A 15,881-nucleotide genomic window follows, 5' to 3' on the forward strand; every position below is an offset into this window, starting at 1 on the left:
GGGCGGGAAATGACGGCCGATACGAAACGGGGGTTGCCTCGGTCGAGGAACCATGTGACATAGTACTGACGTGACCGAGCGACTGACCTGCGATGTCGTGGTCGTCGGCGCGGGCATGGTGGGCGCGGCCTGCGCCTGGTATGCCGCCCGGGCCGGGCTGGACGTCGCACTCGTGGATCGCGGGCCCGTGGCCGGCGGCACGACGGGGGCGGGCGAGGGGAATCTGCTCGTCTCCGACAAGGCACCCGGACCGGAGCTCGAACTCGCCCTGTTCTCCCTGAGGTTGTGGGCCGAACTGGCCGAGGAGCTGGGCCCGGCCGTCGAGTACGAGACCAAGGGCGGCCTCGTCGTCGCCTCGGCCCCCGAAGGGCTCGCCGCCCTAGCCGACTTCGCCGCCGGGCAGCGGGCGGCCGGGGTGAGCGCGGTGGAGATCGCCGCCGACGGGCTCCACGAGCTGGAGCCGCAGCTGGCCCCGGGACTCGCGGGCGGTGTGCTCTACCCGCAGGACTGCCAGGTGATGCCTGCCCTCGCCGCCGCTCGTCTGCTACGGGCTTCGGGCGCCCGCCTGCTGACCGGCCGGACGGTGACCGAGATACCGCGCACCCCGCGGGGCGCCGTGCGCGGGGTACGGACGGACCGGGGCGTGATCCATGCGGGGGCGGTCGTGAACGCCACGGGAGCCTGGGGAGGCGAGCTGGCACAGCGGGCGGGTGTGCGCCTGCCGGTGCTGCCCCGCCGCGGATTCGTCCTGGTCACCGAGCCGTTGCCGCGTAGGGTCCGGCACAAGGTGTACGCGGCCGACTATGTCGCGGACGTGGCGAGCGACTCCGCGGCTCTGGGGACCTCTCCGGTGGTCGAGGGCACGGCCGCGGGACCCGTCCTGATCGGCGCGAGCCGCGAACGCGTCGGGTTCGACCGGTCGTTCTCGCTGCCGGCCGTGCGGGCGCTGGCGACGGGGGCGACCCGGCTCTTCCCCTTCCTGGAGCGGGTGCGGGCGATGCGCTCCTACCTGGGCTTCCGGCCGTATCTGCCCGACCATCTGCCCGCGATCGGCGCGGATCCGCGGGCCCCGGGGCTGTTCCACGCCTGCGGTCACGAGGGCGCCGGGATCGGGCTCGCCACCGGCACCGGACAGCTGATCGCCCGGCTCCTGAGCGGCGGGGCGCCGGAACTCGACCTCGCGCCCTTCCGGCCGGAGCGTTTCGAACGGGAGGCCCGGTGAATCCCCTGAACCGGGCGCGGCCCCGGCCGGGCCCCGCCTTCACGGTCACCTTCGACGGCCGCGAGATCGAGGCCCGGCCCGGCTGGACGGTCGCCGCCGCGCTGTGGGCGGCGGGCATCGTCTCCTGGCGCACCACCCGGTTCGAGGGCCGACCGCGCGGGGTCCTCTGCGGGATCGGCGTCTGCTTCGACTGCCTTGTGACCGTCAACGACCGGCCGAACCAGCGCGCCTGCCTGGTGCCGGTGCGGCCCGGCGATGTGATCCGTACACAGGAGGGGACCGGGCATGCGCACTGACCTCGCGGTGATCGGCGCGGGCCCGGCCGGGCTGGCCGCGTCCCTCGCGGCGGCGGCGCGGGGCGTACGCGTCGCACTGGTCGACGCCGCGCCCGAGGCGGGCGGCCAGTTCTACCGGCAGCCCGCCGCCGGACTCGGGGCACGGCACCCGTGGGGACCACAGCACCGGGGGCGCACCTGGAGGCGGCTGCGCGAGGGACTCGGCCGGCACATCGCCGCCGGGCGCACTCACCATCTGAAGGACCATCATGTGTGGTGCGTGGAGCGGGAGTCCGAGGGATTCACCGTGCATGCGCTGCTCGGTCCGGAGCAGGAGGAGCCGGTCGTCGTACGCGCCGCGGCCGTACTGCTGGCCACCGGCGCCCATGAGAAGGTGCTGCCCTTCCCCGGCTGGACCCTGCCCGGGGTCGTCACCGCCGGGGGCGTCCAGGCCCTGCTCAAGGGCGGGCTCGTGGTGCCGGGGTGCCGGGCGGTCGTGGCCGGGACCGGGCCGCTGCTGCTGCCGGTGGCGACGGGGCTCGCCGCGGCGGGGACGACGGTCGCCGCACTGGTGGAGTCCGCCGACCCCGGGCGGTTCGCCCGACAGGCCCGGGCCCTCGCGGCGGAGCCCGGCAAGGCCGTCGAGGCGGCGGGGTACGGGGCACGGCTGCTGCGCCACCGGGTACGGGTCCTGGTCCGCCACACCGTGGTGGAGGCGGAGGGCAGCGACCGGCTGACGGCGGTGACGGTGGCCGCGCTCGACGCCGACGGCCGTGTACGGCCCGGCAGTGGGCGCCGTATCCCCTGCGACTCCCTGGCCGTCGGGCACGGCCTGCTGCCGCACACCGATCTCGCCGAGACCCTGGGCTGCCGGGTCGACGGCGGGCGTGTGCACGTCGACGACGAGCAGCGCACCGACGTACCGGGGGTATGGGCGGCGGGCGAGGCCACCGGGGTCGGCGGTGCGGCGCTCGCACTCGCCGAGGGGCACCTCGCCGGACGGTCGATCGCCGCACGGCTCGCGGGCGCCGCGCCCGGTCCGCGCGGTGGGGAGCGCGCCGCCGAACGCCGGGCCGCGCTCCGGAGCTTCGCCGCAGCACTCGACCGTGCCTACGCGCCCCGCGCCGGCTGGGCCGAGCGGATCACCGACGACACGGTGGTGTGCCGCTGCGAGGAGGTGCGGGCGGGGGCCGTACGGGAGGCCGTACAGGATCTGGGCGCCGGCGATCTGCGCACCGTCAAACTGCTCACCCGGGCCGGGATGGGGTGGTGTCAGGGCCGGATGTGCGGGACCGCGGTCGCGGGGGTCGCCGGCTGCCAGGAGACGGTGACACGCAGGCCTTTCGCCCGGCCGGTGCCGTTGGGTGTGCTCGCCCGGGAGCCGGAGGAGGGGCAGCAGCGGGAGGAGGGGCGGCAGTCGGAGGGTAGACAGCCACGACAGCAACAGGATGGGCTCAGTTGAGGGAAGGCACGGACCGAGGGAAAGGCTGGCATCAGTACTATGTCACACATCATCCAAGGGGGACCGCCCATGACCGTCCCGCAGCACCGGCCCTGGCACGGTGTCCTCGTGGCCACCGCGCTGCCGTTCACCGACCGGCTCACCGTCGACCACGGCAGATTCGCCGAGCACTGCGCCTGGCTCGTGGCGAACGGCTGCGACGGCGTCGTGCCGAACGGCTCGCTCGGCGAGTACCAGGTCCTCACCCCCGAGGAGCGCGCCAAGGTGGTGGAGACGGCGGTGTCCGCGGTCGGCGGGTCCCGGGTCATGCCCGGCGTCTCGGCGTACGGATCGGCGGAGGCCCGCCGCTGGGCCGAGCAGGCACGCGACGCCGGCTGTGCGTCGGTGATGCTGCTGCCGCCGAACTCCTACCGCGCCGACGAGCGGTCCGTGCTCGCGCACTACGCGGAGGTCGCGCGGGCGGGGGTGCCGGTCGTGGCGTACAACAACCCGGTCGACACCAAGGTCGACCTGGTCCCCGAGCTGCTCGCGAAGCTGCACGCCGAGGGGTGCGTCCAGGCGGTCAAGGAGTTCTCGGGCGACCCCCGGCGCGCCTACCGCCTCGCGGAACTGGCCCCGGAACTGGACCTGTTGATCGGCGCCGACGACGTCCTGCTGGAACTCGCGGTCGCGGGCGCAAAGGGCTGGGTGGCCGGCTATCCGAACGCACTGCCCCGGGCGGCGGTGCAGTTGTACCGGTCGGCGGTCGCGGGCGACCTGGACAGCACGCTGCCGCTGTACCGGCAGTTGCACCCGTTGCTGCGCTGGGACTCCCGGGTGGAGTTCGTCCAGGCGATCAAGCTGTCGATGGACATCGTCGGAGGGTACGGCGGCCCCGTGCGGCCTCCGCGGGTCCCCCTGCTGCCCGAGCAGGAGAGTGCCGTCCGGGCCGCCACGGAACAGGCCGTGGCGGCGGGACTCGGCTGAACCGGCGCACACCGAACGGAAGGAGACCGGTCATGCGCAGCAAGCTCGTCCTGCACGCCGTCGACTCCCACACCGAGGGGATGCCGACCCGGGTGGTCACCGGGGGCATCGGCACGATCCCCGGCGACACCATGAACGAGCGGCGCCTGTGGTTCCGTGAACACCGCGACGACATCAAGCGGTTGCTGATGAACGAACCGCGCGGGCATGCGGCGATGAGCGGCGCGATCCTCCAGCCGCCCACCCGCCCGGACTGCGACTGGGGCGTCGTGTACATCGAGGTCTCGGGCTATCTGCCGATGTGCGGGCACGGCACGATCGGTGTGGCGACCGTGCTCGTGGAGACGGGGATGGTCGAGGTCACCGAACCGGTGACCACCATCCGCCTGGACACCCCGGCGGGGCCCGTCGTCGCCGAGGTCGCCGTCGAGGGCGGTGCCGCCCTGTCCGTCACCCTCAGGAACGTGCCGTCCTTCTCCGTCGGTCTCGGCCGCAAGGCGACCCTGCCGGACGGGCGTACGGTGACGTACGACCTCGCCTACGGCGGCAACTTCTACGCGATCCTGCCGCTGGAGGAGTTCGGGCTGCCCTTCGACCGCTCCCGCAAGGACGACATCCTCGCGGCAGGGCTGTCGCTCATGGACGTTGTCAACGCGGAGCAGGAGCCCGTCCATCCTGAGGATCCGACGATCCGCGGCTGCCATCACGTCCATCTGTACGCGCCGGGCGCCACCGCGCGACGCTCCCGGCACGCCATGGTCATCCATCCGGGCTGGTTCGACCGCTCCCCCTGCGGCACGGGCACCAGCGCGCGCATGGCCCAGCTGCACGCGCGCGGTGAACTCCCCCTGCACACCGAGTTCGTGAACGAGTCCTTCATCGGGACGCGGTTCTCGGGGCGGCTGCTCGGCACGACGGAGGTGGCGGGCCTGCCCGCGGTGCTGCCCAGTTTCACGGGACGGGCGTGGGTGACCGGCACGGCGCAGTACCTCCTGGACCCACGCGACCCCTTCCCTGCGGGATTCGTCCTCTGACCGACACATGCCCGCACCCCCAGCCGCTCCCCCGCCTGGGATACTCGTGGTGCGTGACATTGCACCGTCTGCCGAACCGGCCCGTGCGATGCCGGTTCCCGCACCCCGCAGGTGCCCGTACGAGGAGAGACTCCATGGCCGCCCCGCGCACCGGTTCGCCGTCCGCCGCGCCCGCCCTGCCCACACTGGGCGGGAAGAAGAGCAGCTATCGCGAGCGGGTCGCCGACGCCCTGCGCGCCGCTCTGGTGGCGGGCGAGCTGCGCCCCGGCGAGGTCCACTCCGCGCCGGCCCTCGCCGCCCGCTTCGGCGTCTCGGCGACCCCGGTGCGCGAGGCCATGCTCGACCTGGCCAAGGAGGGCATGGTCGACACCGTCCCCAACAAGGGTTTCCGGGTCACCGCCGTCTCCGAGAAGCAGCTCGACGAGTACACCCACGTCCGCTCCCTCATCGAGATCCCGACGACGGCCGGGCTGGCCGGGAGCGCGGACCGTGTCTCGCTGGAGGCCCTGCGCCCAGCCGCGCGGGAGATCGTCTCCGCCGCGGCCGCCGGGGACCTCATCGCGTATGTCGAGGCAGACACCCGCTTCCACCTCGGTCTGCTCGCGCTCGCCGGCAACGCCCACCTCGTGGAGGTCGTCGGCGATCTGCGCAAGCGGTCCCGGTTGTACGGGCTGACGGCGCTCGTGGAGGCCGGTCGGCTGACGGCCTCGGCGCAGGAGCACCTCGAACTCCTGGACGCCCTGCTGGACGGGGACGAGGAGGCCGTACGGAAGGTGATGACGCGGCATCTGGGCCATGTGCGGGGCCTGTGGGCCGCCCCCGGCGAGGAGGCCCGGCACGCCCGGAGGTGAACCGGTCGGCGGGCCGGGTGCGGGAACGGTCCCGCGGGTGGCACCGTGGGCCTCGCCCCAAGGGATCGGAGGCCGAACATCGTGACCGTCATCGCCTGGATCGTCGAAGGCACCTGGCCCGCCTGTGTGGACGCCGCCAGAACCCATGCGCCCGAGGACGCCGACATCGTGCTGCTGCACGTCGCCGACCCCGGCGCGCCGGGCGCCGCCCACGGTGCCTTCGCCGGACTGCTCGGCCGCGCCCACCCCGCCCGCGACCCCGGGACCGCGCTGGAGCACCTGGCCACCGCCGCCGGCGAACACCTCCTGACCGCGTCGGCACAACGCCTGGGACGGCCGTGCACCCGGCAGGAGCGCACCGGCCGCGTGGAACGGGAAGTCGTGGCCGCCGCCGAAGGCGCCGATCTGCTCGTCCTGGCCCGCGACGGCGACCGCACCCGTCTCGGGCCCCACAGCCTCGGCCCCGCCAGTCGCTTCGTCGTCGACCACGCCCCCTGCCCGCTCCTGCTCGTCTGGCCCGAACCCGCCCCCAGCACGGACACCATCCCCCCGGCCCCGCCTCGGCCATCGCACCACGGATAGGCATGCGGCCTGGCAGGGAGAGGCGCCACCCCCGACAACCAGCGTCTACGGACACGCTGCGTCACGACACGACGGGCCCACGGACACCTCCGCACCGCTTAACTTCGAAGACCCACGATCGGCGCCCGGGCCGGGGCCCTTGTGCGGTCAGGCCGGGGGAACCTCGTCGGTCGGCGGCTCCTCGACAGAGACGGCCAGCACGGGCCCGAGGGTGCGCTGTCCGAGCGGCGCAGGAGCGGCCTGGTGGAGGACCGCCCGCTCCGGCCGCGTCGACCCCGCACGCGTCGTCTCCCACGTCCTGGACTGGGAGCAACTCCCCGACGCACTGTCCGAGAAGCACCTCAAGCCTGTCTTCGTCCGCGCCGCCGGGTGACCACTGAGCCGGGGGCGGCTACGCGTGGCACATGCCGTGGTTGACCATCTGGGTGTGCCGTGCGACCACCGGGCGCGCGCTCTTGGCCAGGGACTTCACGAGCGGGTTGGTGCCCGAGGCGATCTCCTTGTCGATGAGCGCGAGGGTCTGCACATGGGCGGGGTACTGGGCCTTGAGCCACGCCGCGTCGTACGCGGGCGTCCCGGCGAGGGACTTGAGGGCGGCGGTCTGCCTCAGCTGCCCGTCCGTCTGCCCGGACGGCAGTGCCACGTCGAGTTCTGCCGCGGTCTTGACGACACCGGCGTCAAGGGCGCGGTGGTCGCGGATGAAGTGGGCGCCGACCTGCTTGACGCAGTCGGTGGTCGCGGCGCTCTGAGCTTGCTGACCGACCGAAATCTCCCACAGGTTGCCCTGGTGGGCTGCGGTCAGGAGCTGTTTGTCCAGGGCGGAGACCGGCGACGGCGAGAGCGACGACGAAGCGAGAGCCGGGAGCGACGTGGCACCCATGACACACAGGGTGGCGGCGCAGACGGCGGCGGAACGGGCACGGGATCGAGTCGTGTACATGAGCCCTCCATAGGTCGCACGTGCAAGCCCCGACGAAAAACCCCACCCTTATTGCTCGAAGCGCGAGAAACCGCACCTATGCCATGCTTCACCCGGTCGTGTTCCTCGGCAACCGAGGACCGTGTGCCTCCAGCAGTTTCGATGGGATCGCGTCGAGCGGCGGCGGCAACTGGGTGACGGGACGGGCCGGCCACCGGTCCGCCGTCCGCGGCGTCCAGGTACCTCATCGGGTCACCGCCCCGACAAGATCGGCGGTCACGTCCCACAGCCGACCGGCCATGACCTCGTCGAGGCCGGCCTTGCCCTGTCGGCGAACGGCCGGGTGGCCCCGGAGGCCACCCAGGCCGTCCGGTCCGACGTAGGAGTTGCCGGGGACGTCCTGGGTGGCGGCGTAGAGCAGCGACAGCGCCCCGCGCTCAGGGTCGTTGGTGAGGAACGTGAACCGGTTGACGACGTTCGACCGGAAGTGGGCGGCCAGTGCGGTGCGGGCGATGCGCGGGCTGGCGAGCACCGAGCGGACCCGGCTGCCGGAGGCGGTCAGCCGGCGCTGCTACTCCAGGGAGAACAGGACGCAGGCGAGCTTCGACGCCTCGTAGGCACGCATGCTGTTGTACTTGCGTGCGCGCCAGTCGAGATCGTTCAAGTCGATCCTGCCCCGCACGGTGCAGCTGACTGGTGACGTGCACCACACGGTCGGTGATGTGCTCGAGCAGCAGGTTCGTCAGCACGAAGGGACCGGAGTGGTTGGTGGTGGTCTGCAGATCGAGGCCGTCCCTGGTCCGCGCGGCGGGGATGTCCATCACACCGGCGTTGTTGATCAGGATGTCGAGGCCACCGGACCAGGCGCCGACGAAGGCCCGCACCGAGGTCAGATCCGCCACGTCGAGCGGCCGGACGTCGAAGTCTCCGGGCAGACCTGCGACAGCGCGGCGGGCCTTGCCGGTGTCCCGTACGCCCAGTACGACACGGGCGCCGGCGCGCGCGAGTTCGCGCGCCGTGATCAGGCCGAGGCCACGGCCGGCGCCGGTGATCACCACCGTCCGGCCGATCAGGTCCGGAAGGTCTTTCGCTGTCCAACTGGTCATGGGTCTTGACTCCGTGGCTCGCGGTTCGAGTCGACCGGCGATCGCCTCACCAGTGAACGCACCGCGTCACGGGCTCAGGAAGGACAACGCTCAACCACTGAATGACCGGTCGTGGCTGAGGCACACCGGATGGCCAACCATGGTGACCACGGACCGTACGTTCGACCGCTCGTCCCTCGGCGCATTCCTGCGCACCCGGCGCGCGGCACTCCAACCGGACGATGTCGGCTTGCGCCGGGGGCAACGCCGGCGCGCTCCGGGCCTGCGTCGCGAGGAGGTGGCGGAGCTGTGCACCATGTCCGCCGACTACTTCGCCCGCCTGGAACGCGGCGACGGGCCGCAACCATCGGAGCCCATGGTCGCGGCCATCGCCCGCGGCCTGCGACTGACCCCGGACGAACGCGATCACCTGTTCCTGCTCGCCGGACACCGCACCGCCCGCCGCGGTCTGCGGGCCCAGCACGTGAGCCCCGGGCTGATGCAGATCATGGACGGCTTGACCGGCAACACCGCACAGGTCATGGGTCCGCTGGGCGAGACATTGCTGCAGACGCCGTCCGCGATGGCGCTGCTCGGCGACCAGACGCACTACACCGGCAACGCACGCTGCGCACCGTACCGCTGGTTCACCGATCCGGCCGCCCGTGAGCGGTACGACCCCGCGGAGCACGGCACGAAGAGCCGGATCAACGCCGCGCTGCTGCGCGAGGCTGTCACCCGCGACGGACCCGGCTCCCCCGCGGCCGACCTGGCCGGCGTCCTGCGCCGCACCAGCGAGGAGTTCGCCCAGCGGGGGGAACGCCACGAGGTGGGCCTCCGGTGGAGCGACGCCAAACGATTCGTCCATCCCCAGGTCGGGCCGCTGGAGCTCTACTGCCAGCTCCTGCTGGAGCCCGACGAGGGCCGGTCGCTGCTCATCTTCACCGCCACCCCGGGTACGGAGAGCCACGAAAACTCGCCCTGCTCACGGTGATGGGCGCCGGCCAGTTCGCCGTCGGCACGAAGTGATGCCGCCGGCAGCGCACACGTCCGCGGCCCACGACAGCCGCAACCGGGTGGGACCGTGCGGTGTCTCGCGCGGCCCCACCCGGTGCCGGGTCAGCTCGCCTTGTGCACGGTGCCCGCGTATCGCTGGGCGAAGCGGGTGCCCGTCCCCGCGGTGACCGTGAAGTCGTAGCGCCCCTCGTCGGTGCGCCACGTCAGCTGCGTGCGGTCGCCGGCGGCGACCCACACGGTCCGTTCCTTGCCCGCGAAGTCGTTCGGCGTGACGGTGAACGCCACGTCGGTGCCGCCGGAGTTGCGCAGCTCCAGCTCGACCGTGGCCTGCTCGGGCCGTCCGGGGGACCGAAGGGTCGCCTTGACCGACGGCACGGCCACGTCGTCCTGGCCCTCCCGGACGACCGTGCCGGAGAAGCGGCGAACGAACCCGTCGGCGCCGTACACGGAGAAGTCGTAGCGGCCGTCGGTGTCGGCGGCGTCCCACACATAGCTGCGCGAGGAGCGTGCCGGGACGGTGAACGGGGTGCCGGTGAACGGCAGGGCGACGTTCGGCAGCACGGTGAAGTGGTAGCCGACGCTGCCGTCGTTGGTGAGGGTGCAGGTGACCTTGCCGGTGGCCCGGTCGACCCGCACATCGGCCCACGGCCGGTACGGCAGGGCGCGGTGCGGGCGTGCGCCCTTCTCCTGCTCGGGCATGGACTGCTGGCCCGGAACCGGCACCGCCGGCAGCGAGTCGCCGGCGTCGGCCTTGGCCATCAGGGCGACCGTGTCGGGCAGCCGGGGGATGCTGTAGTCGGGCTTGGTGAAATCGAAGCAGCTGGTGAGGTCGCCGCAGACAGTGCGGCGCCAGTCGGAGATGTTGGGCTCCTGCACGCCGGTGACGCGCTCCAGGAAGCGCACCACCGAAGTGTGGTCGAATACCTGGGAGTTGACCCAGCCGCCGCGCGACCACGGAGACACGACCCACAGCGGCACCCGGCTGCCGAGCCCGATGGGCTTGCCGCCCGCGAACTCGTCCTTGGTGCCCGGCTCCGGGTACGGCGGGATGACGTGGTCGAAGTACCCGTCGTTCTCGTCGTACATGAGCAGGAAGACGGTGTTCTTCCACACGTCGGGATTGGAGAACAGCGACTGCAGCGCGGTGTTGACCCAGTGGGCGCCGTAGTCGGGGCTGGCGTTCGGGTGCTCGCAGAACAGGTACGGCGCCACCAGCCAGGAGACGGTGGGCAGCGTGCCGTCCTTGCAGTGCTGGTCGAACGCCGTGAGGTCCCACTTCGTCATGGCGTTGATGTAACGCGGGTCGTCCTTGGGGAACTCGTGGAACTGCTTGAAGTACGACAGCGCGTTGTCGTCGTAGTCGCCGTACCGGTCGTCGGAGCCGTCGGGGTTGTGGTAGACGCGCCAGGTGATACCGGACTTCTCCAGGCGCTCGGCGTACGTCGTCCAGTCGGCCACCGGGTTCCCCGTGACCGGTGTGTTGTCGGTCCACGGGCCGGTGGTGCCGTCGACACCGGGGCCGGCGGTGCCGGTCCACAGGTAGAGGCGGTTGGGGTCGGTGGGGCCGTTCAGGGAGCAGTGGTAGCCGTCGCAGAGGGTGAAGGCGTCGGCCAGGGCGTACTGGTAGGGGATGTCCTCGCGGGTGAAGTAGCCCATGGTGTGCTCGCCCTTGGCGGCGATCCACTTGTCCATGGCACCGCCGTTCACGGCCGTGTGGCCGGTGTCCCAGTCGTGCGGGAGTCCGGCCGCGTTCTGCGCGTTGTACTTCGTGGTGTCCATGCGGAAGGGCAGAAGGTAGCCCTCCTTGCGGCCTCTGTCGGGCTGGCGGAACACCGAGTCGCCGTTCGAGAGGACGGTCGCCTGGCGGTCACCGAAGCCGCGTACGCCGTTCAGGGTGCCGAAGTAGTGGTCGAAGCTGCGGTTCTCCTGCATCAGGATGACCACGTGCTTGACGTCGGCGATGCTGCCGTGCCGGGCGCCCGCGGCCTCCGCGGTGCCGGGTATGCCGGCGGCGAGGGCGGCTCCGGCCGCGGCGGTGCCGATGAAGGAGCGGCGGCTGATCTCGGGCAGGGGAGTCATGGGAGAGAGGTCCTTCGGTTCGTCGGGAGTCAGCCGCGGGCGGGCAGGGAGAAGGTGACGACGGCGGCGGCGTGATCGGAGGGCCAGCCGTTGTCGGTGGTGTTCGGCACCGGGCGGGGCCAGCCGGTGCACAGGGTGTGCGCCTCCAGCACCTTCAGCCGGCCCGCGAACTGGATCTGGTCGATCCGGTCCTGCGGTTCCGCCCCGCCACCGCCTTCGCGCTGCGGCCTGACCGGTGACCAGGTGTCGCCGGGCGCCTTCACCGGATTGGGGTGGTCCGCGCGGAAGGCGTCGACGAGGCCGGCCTTCTCCAGCACCTCGGTGACGGGCCAGCGGACCCGGCCCGCTCCCCCGTGCGCGGCCGCCGTCCGGCTCGTCCAGTCGTGGTGCGAGGGCGAGGCGAGTCCGGCCGCCAGCACGACGGGTGTGCGAGAGGCCAACTCCGGCCGCAGCGCGGCCAGCAGTGCCTCCGTCTGCCGGTAGCGTGCCGTCCTCTTCTCCGCCGCCTCGGCCTGCGCCGGCGTCCGGCCCGCCAGCAACGCGTACGGCCCGTAGTCGGCCTCGTCCAGCTGGGTCGTCCACAGCCGCACCGTGCGGCCACCGGACAGGTGCAGCGTCGCCGCGACGGCCGGCAGCGCCTCGGTCGGGGCGACGACGTCGCTGAGCGGGTAGCGGCTGACGATGCCCAGCCCACCGGCCTGGTGCACCTGCCAGCCCAGCGCCGTGGCGAGCTGCTCCGCGCCGCTGTCACCGCATTCCTGGAGCGCTACGACGTCCAGACCCTGCGTCAGCACCAGCCGCAGCTGCTTCTCCAGGAACCCGTCGATGTGTGCGCCGGCGTCCCAGAGGTTCAGCGTGGCGACCTTCAGCCGGAGCCGGTCCCAGGAGGCGCGCACGGGCACCTGGACGGTGACGGTGTCTGCGCCGACGGCGCTGTCGGTGACGGCGACCACGATCCGGCCGGGCGCCCGCGGCGCGAGGACCGGGACCTTGCCGCTGACGGTGCCGTCCGCGGCGACCGACAGCCACGAGTCGCCGGCGACCCGCTGGAAGGTCGCGCTGCCCGCGGCATTGCCCTGCGGCCTGACCCACAGGCCGCCCAGCTTCACCGTGAAGTCGCTGCCCGCGGTCTGCGGTTCCGTGGTGACGGCGTCCACCACCGCGTGCGGGCGCGGGATCACGGGACGGACCAGGAAGCTGAACGGGGCGGTCTTGGCCAGGATGCCGTACCCGTCCTTGGCCAGCAGATAGGCGGTGTACGGGCCGCCGCTCAGGCCCGAGGTGTCGATGGTGACGTCACCGGAGGCACCGGGGGTGTACTGCCAGGCGGTGGAGGAGCCGTGCCCGGGCTGCCGGTCGCCGTCGTACAGGCCGATCCAGTTCTTCGCGTCGGGCGCGTCCGTCGTCCAGTGGAAGGAGAGCTTGTCGCCCTCGTGCGGGGTCCGCGTCGTCAGCGTGACCGAGTCACCGATGAGCGCCCCGGCGAAGCTGAACGGGTCCGTCCTGGCCAGGACGGTGTAGCCGTCCTTGGCCAACAGGTAGGCGGTGTACGGTCCGTCGCTCAATCCGGAGGTGTCCAGGGTCGTCTGCCCGGACGCGCCCGGCACGTACGCCCACACCAGCGAACTGCTCCCGCTGCCAGGCTGTTCGTCGCCGGCGTAGACGCCGATCCAGTTGTTCGGGTCGGGTGCGTCCGTCGCCCAGGTGAAGGTCAGCTTGTCGCCGCGCTGGGGCTGCGCCGGGGAGCCGATCGCAATGCTGCTCCCGGATGCGGCGGCTTGTGAGAGGGATGACACGGGGGTTGGTCCTCTCCGCCCGGGGTACCGCCGTGGCGGCACCCGGATGAGCAAAGTTGTCTAGATAACCTGGCCCCTAAGCAAGCCGTCCCATGGCGACGTTCTTGTGAACGCGGGGTTTCCGCCGCCTGGGCCGAATACGGAAATCTGAGAGTTCCGTTGAGCGCACCACTGGACCGGAATCCGACACCAAACATCATGTGACCAGCTAAGTTTCAGGAGATCTGCATACTGTCGCAGTCCAGGGAGTCGATCGGAATCTATGCTTCCGCTTTGTGTGCACAACGGAAGCAGCGCGCCTCGCGACCGGCGTCGCCTCAAGCTGCGCTGTGCACAGCTGAGCGTCAGAAAGGCCGCGGGGAGCCACACTCCGGCCGATCGTCGGTCTCCGCCTGACTTGGCTCGCCGACGCAGGAGTCCCGGTCCGCATCCCGCAAACGATCGCCGACCACGGATCGCTGACCACCACTCAGCGCTGCCTGCACCCGGAGATGCACGAGATCACGGCGGCCGGGGCGGCACCCTCGGCGCACCTGAGCGTGCTGCGCGCCCCGCGCCCCCTGCCGAGCCCGATCGTCGTCGCTCGCCGGCGCCGGTCAGGGCCGCCGGTCCCCGGCTGGTCCCCGAAAACAGTCAGGGCCGGTTTCGGATGTCTCCGAAACCGGCCCTGACCTGCGACTCTCACAAGTCGGGACGACAGGATTTGAACCTGCGACCCCTTGACCCCCAGTCAAGTGCGCTACCAAGCTGCGCCACGTCCCGTTGCGCTGTCCGCAGTGTTCCGCGTGATCACGCAGGTAAACCCTACCGCACCCTGCGGAGGGACCTCACCTGCGTGGGTGCCGACGGCCGGGCCGCGTGATCATGGGGCCGCCGTCAGGTCTCGGGGACGGGTCGACACCGGTCAGGTCACGGCCGGCGTCCCACAGCCGGGCGGCGACCGAGGTGTCGGTCAGGTGGGCCCACAGCGGTGCCGGCCCGGACCTGCCGCGCAGACCGTAGGCGCGCGGTCCCCACAGCCCGCCGCCGCGCACTCCCGGGTCGAGCACGGCTCTCACCGCGGGCCATGCGTCCGCGTGCTTGCCCTGGCGACGGGACTGCCGCAGGGCGGACACCCGGGCACCGGGGACCCGGGAGCGGAGCGAGGTCAGGGCGGCTTCCGCCCTTGCCGGACTCCGGCTGCCCAGCACCACCGTGGCTCCCCTGGTGGACAGTTGCTCCGCGATGAAGTAGCCGATGCCCGCGTTGCCGCCGGTGACCGGGAAGACGGCGCCGTCGGCACGCGGCAGCCGGTGGACGTCCCAGGGAGCTACGGACGGCATGGGTGATGCGGACGGCATGGCGGTGGGCTCCCTCGGTGGGCGGCTCGACGGTCGGAGCCGCCCACGAGGGACCGGCCCGTCACTCACGGTGGGCGCGGCCGCCGACAGGTCGCCTACGGATCACCGACAGTCGCCGCCGTCCGCAGACCGGGGTCCGGGGGCCGGATGTGTCCCTCGGCGCCCTCAGGGCGAGGGCGTCTGCGCCTCGTCGGCCGGAGGGTTGGTGTCGTCCGTGGATGTCGGGCGTAGGAAGAGGAATTCCTCGAAGGCGGCCATTCCGAAGAGGAAGGCCATCATCAGAACCGGCACGAGGAGGGCAATCAGGATCACAGGACCTCCCGTGGGTGGTCGGCCTGTGCGGCCTGGTGTGGTGGGCCGTTTCAGCATGCGGCCGAATGGCGGAACGCGCATGTCGTGGAGCCCCGTCGGGGACCGTTCCGCCCGAGCCGTGGCGGCTGGAGGATCCCGTTGTCACCCCCAGCGGGTGAGGACCGCACGGGCAAAGGCGGCGCACGCTCGACCGGAGAGCGGCTGCGCAGAGCAGCCGGACACGGAAAGGAGACCCCCTATGGCCGCCACGACCCCGTCCCCCCGTCGCTCGCCCGGCGCTCTGACGGCGGCGGCAGCCATCGGCCTGACGCTGTTCGCCTCCGTGATGCTGTTCTGCTCCGGCGTTCTCGCGATCTACCGCGGCATCATGGCGATCACCCAGGACGGCGTCTTCGTCGCCACTCGCAACTATGTCTTCAGATTCCATGTGACGGGGTGGGGCTGGGTCCATCTGTGCCTCGGGGCCCTCGCTGTGGCCGTGAGCCTCGGGCTGCTCGCGGCAGCGGCCTGGGCGAGGGTCCTCGGGGTGGCCTTGACGGCCCTGGTCATCGCCGTCCGTGTCCTGTCCGCCCCGTACTACCCGGAGTGGTCGCTCATTCTGATCATGCTGTACGGGCTCATCATCTGGGCGCTGTGCGTGTCCGGCCGCAAGACCTTTCCGGGCCCTTGCAGGCGGAGGTGACCGAGTCGCCATGCGCTACGAGATCCGGGTCGACGGACCGCTGCCGAGGGCGCTGAGCGAGGCGTTCCCGGAGCTGGACAGTTGCGCCGTGTCCGACCAGACCGTGCTGTTCGGCCACGTCACCGACGAGGCACAGCTGTACGGCCTGCTGGCGCGCTGCCAGTCGCTGGGCCTGCGGGTGGTGGAGCTGCGGCAGCTGCCGGGGTGATCCGCGCCCCGCCCGGGTCGGGGCCTCCTGCACAACAGCCTTCGCCTTCGC

The 15,881-nt window shown here is 72.0% G+C and carries 16 protein-coding genes, 1 tRNA gene and 2 pseudogenes; 11 read left to right on the forward strand and 8 right to left on the reverse strand.

The window, feature by feature from the left end; all coding sequences use genetic code 11:
- Positions 1-70 precede the first annotated feature (70 nt).
- The 8 genes and pseudogenes from AB0L95_RS17495 to AB0L95_RS17530 all read left to right on the forward strand — a co-directional run.
- On the forward strand, positions 71-1,222 hold the full coding sequence (locus tag AB0L95_RS17495; RefSeq protein WP_365162553.1) for an FAD-binding oxidoreductase: 1,152 nt from the start codon (positions 71-73) through the stop codon (positions 1,220-1,222).
- Positions 1,219-1,518, forward strand: a complete 300-nt coding sequence (locus tag AB0L95_RS17500; protein WP_365162554.1) for a (2Fe-2S)-binding protein — start codon at positions 1,219-1,221, stop codon at positions 1,516-1,518. Before AB0L95_RS17495 ends, AB0L95_RS17500 begins: the two co-directional genes overlap by 4 nt.
- A complete protein-coding gene (locus tag AB0L95_RS17505; protein WP_365162555.1) occupies positions 1,508-2,959 on the forward strand; it encodes an FAD-dependent oxidoreductase in 1,452 nt (483 codons plus the stop codon). The genes AB0L95_RS17500 and AB0L95_RS17505 overlap by 11 nt, the downstream gene beginning before the upstream one ends.
- A 69-nt stretch (positions 2,960-3,028) precedes the next feature.
- Entirely contained in the window at positions 3,029-3,925 is an 897-nt protein-coding gene (locus AB0L95_RS17510; RefSeq protein WP_365162556.1) for a dihydrodipicolinate synthase family protein, read from the forward strand.
- 32 nt (positions 3,926-3,957) lie between these two features.
- The gene (locus AB0L95_RS17515; RefSeq protein ID WP_365162557.1) at positions 3,958-4,959 is read left to right on the forward strand and encodes a proline racemase family protein; all 1,002 of its coding nucleotides are present in this window, start codon (positions 3,958-3,960) and stop codon (positions 4,957-4,959) included.
- 134 nt (positions 4,960-5,093) lie between these two features.
- Positions 5,094-5,810, forward strand: coding sequence for a GntR family transcriptional regulator (locus AB0L95_RS17520; RefSeq protein WP_365162558.1), 717 nt, complete (start codon positions 5,094-5,096; stop codon positions 5,808-5,810).
- Between the two features lie 81 nt (positions 5,811-5,891).
- Positions 5,892-6,392: a universal stress protein gene (locus AB0L95_RS17525; RefSeq protein ID WP_365162559.1), complete on the forward strand. Its 501-nt coding sequence runs from the start codon at positions 5,892-5,894 to the stop codon at positions 6,390-6,392.
- A gap of 253 nt (positions 6,393-6,645) precedes the next feature.
- Positions 6,646-6,765 (forward strand): annotated as a pseudogene (locus tag AB0L95_RS17530) (dehydrogenase); the annotation flags it as partial.
- An 18-nt stretch (positions 6,766-6,783) separates the two neighbouring features.
- Here AB0L95_RS17530 and AB0L95_RS17535 read toward each other — a convergent pair.
- The 3 genes and pseudogenes from AB0L95_RS17535 to AB0L95_RS17545 all read right to left on the reverse strand — a co-directional run.
- Positions 6,784-7,332, reverse strand: a complete 549-nt coding sequence (locus tag AB0L95_RS17535) for a DUF4142 domain-containing protein (protein WP_365162560.1) — start codon at positions 7,330-7,332, stop codon at positions 6,784-6,786.
- Positions 7,333-7,555: 223 nt separating this feature from the next.
- Entirely contained in the window at positions 7,556-7,843 is a 288-nt protein-coding gene (locus AB0L95_RS17540) for a hypothetical protein (protein WP_365162561.1), read from the reverse strand.
- A 214-nt stretch (positions 7,844-8,057) separates the two neighbouring features.
- Positions 8,058-8,417, reverse strand: a pseudogene (locus tag AB0L95_RS17545) (SDR family NAD(P)-dependent oxidoreductase); the annotation flags it as partial.
- A 139-nt stretch (positions 8,418-8,556) separates the two neighbouring features.
- Here AB0L95_RS17545 and AB0L95_RS17550 point away from each other — a divergent pair.
- The gene (locus tag AB0L95_RS17550; RefSeq protein ID WP_365162562.1) at positions 8,557-9,390 is read left to right on the forward strand and encodes a helix-turn-helix transcriptional regulator; all 834 of its coding nucleotides are present in this window, start codon (positions 8,557-8,559) and stop codon (positions 9,388-9,390) included.
- A 125-nt stretch (positions 9,391-9,515) separates the two neighbouring features.
- Here the strand turns inward: AB0L95_RS17550 and AB0L95_RS17555 are convergent, their stop codons facing one another.
- The 5 genes from AB0L95_RS17555 to AB0L95_RS17575 all read right to left on the reverse strand — a co-directional run bounded on the left by AB0L95_RS17555 (position 9,516) and on the right by AB0L95_RS17575 (position 14,940).
- Positions 9,516-11,492, reverse strand: a complete 1,977-nt coding sequence (locus AB0L95_RS17555; protein ID WP_365162563.1) for a phosphocholine-specific phospholipase C — start codon at positions 11,490-11,492, stop codon at positions 9,516-9,518.
- A 29-nt stretch (positions 11,493-11,521) separates the two neighbouring features.
- Positions 11,522-13,288: an endonuclease/exonuclease/phosphatase family protein gene (locus AB0L95_RS17560; protein ID WP_365162564.1), complete on the reverse strand. Its 1,767-nt coding sequence runs from the start codon at positions 13,286-13,288 to the stop codon at positions 11,522-11,524.
- Positions 13,289-13,976: 688 nt separating this feature from the next.
- A tRNA-Pro gene (locus tag AB0L95_RS17565) sits at positions 13,977-14,050 on the reverse strand.
- Positions 14,051-14,115: 65 nt separating this feature from the next.
- Positions 14,116-14,628 carry an SDR family NAD(P)-dependent oxidoreductase gene (locus tag AB0L95_RS17570; RefSeq protein WP_365162565.1) on the reverse strand — a complete coding sequence of 171 codons (513 nt, stop codon included), beginning with the start codon at positions 14,626-14,628 and terminating at the stop codon, positions 14,116-14,118.
- A 165-nt stretch (positions 14,629-14,793) separates the two neighbouring features.
- Positions 14,794-14,940: a hypothetical protein gene (locus AB0L95_RS17575; RefSeq protein ID WP_365162566.1), complete on the reverse strand. Its 147-nt coding sequence runs from the start codon at positions 14,938-14,940 to the stop codon at positions 14,794-14,796.
- Positions 14,941-15,178: 238 nt separating this feature from the next.
- On the opposite strand from AB0L95_RS17575, the gene AB0L95_RS17580 reads away from it, so the two are divergent.
- Positions 15,179-15,622, forward strand: a complete 444-nt coding sequence (locus tag AB0L95_RS17580) for a hypothetical protein (RefSeq protein WP_365162567.1) — start codon at positions 15,179-15,181, stop codon at positions 15,620-15,622.
- 10 nt (positions 15,623-15,632) lie between these two features.
- Positions 15,633-15,830, forward strand: coding sequence for a hypothetical protein (locus AB0L95_RS17585; RefSeq protein WP_365162568.1), 198 nt, complete (start codon positions 15,633-15,635; stop codon positions 15,828-15,830).
- Positions 15,831-15,881: the final 51 nt, after the last annotated feature.

Origin of the sequence: Streptomyces sp. NPDC052036 (assembly GCF_040680495.1) — a bacterium.
Taxonomy (GTDB): domain Bacteria; phylum Actinomycetota; class Actinomycetes; order Streptomycetales; family Streptomycetaceae; genus Streptomyces.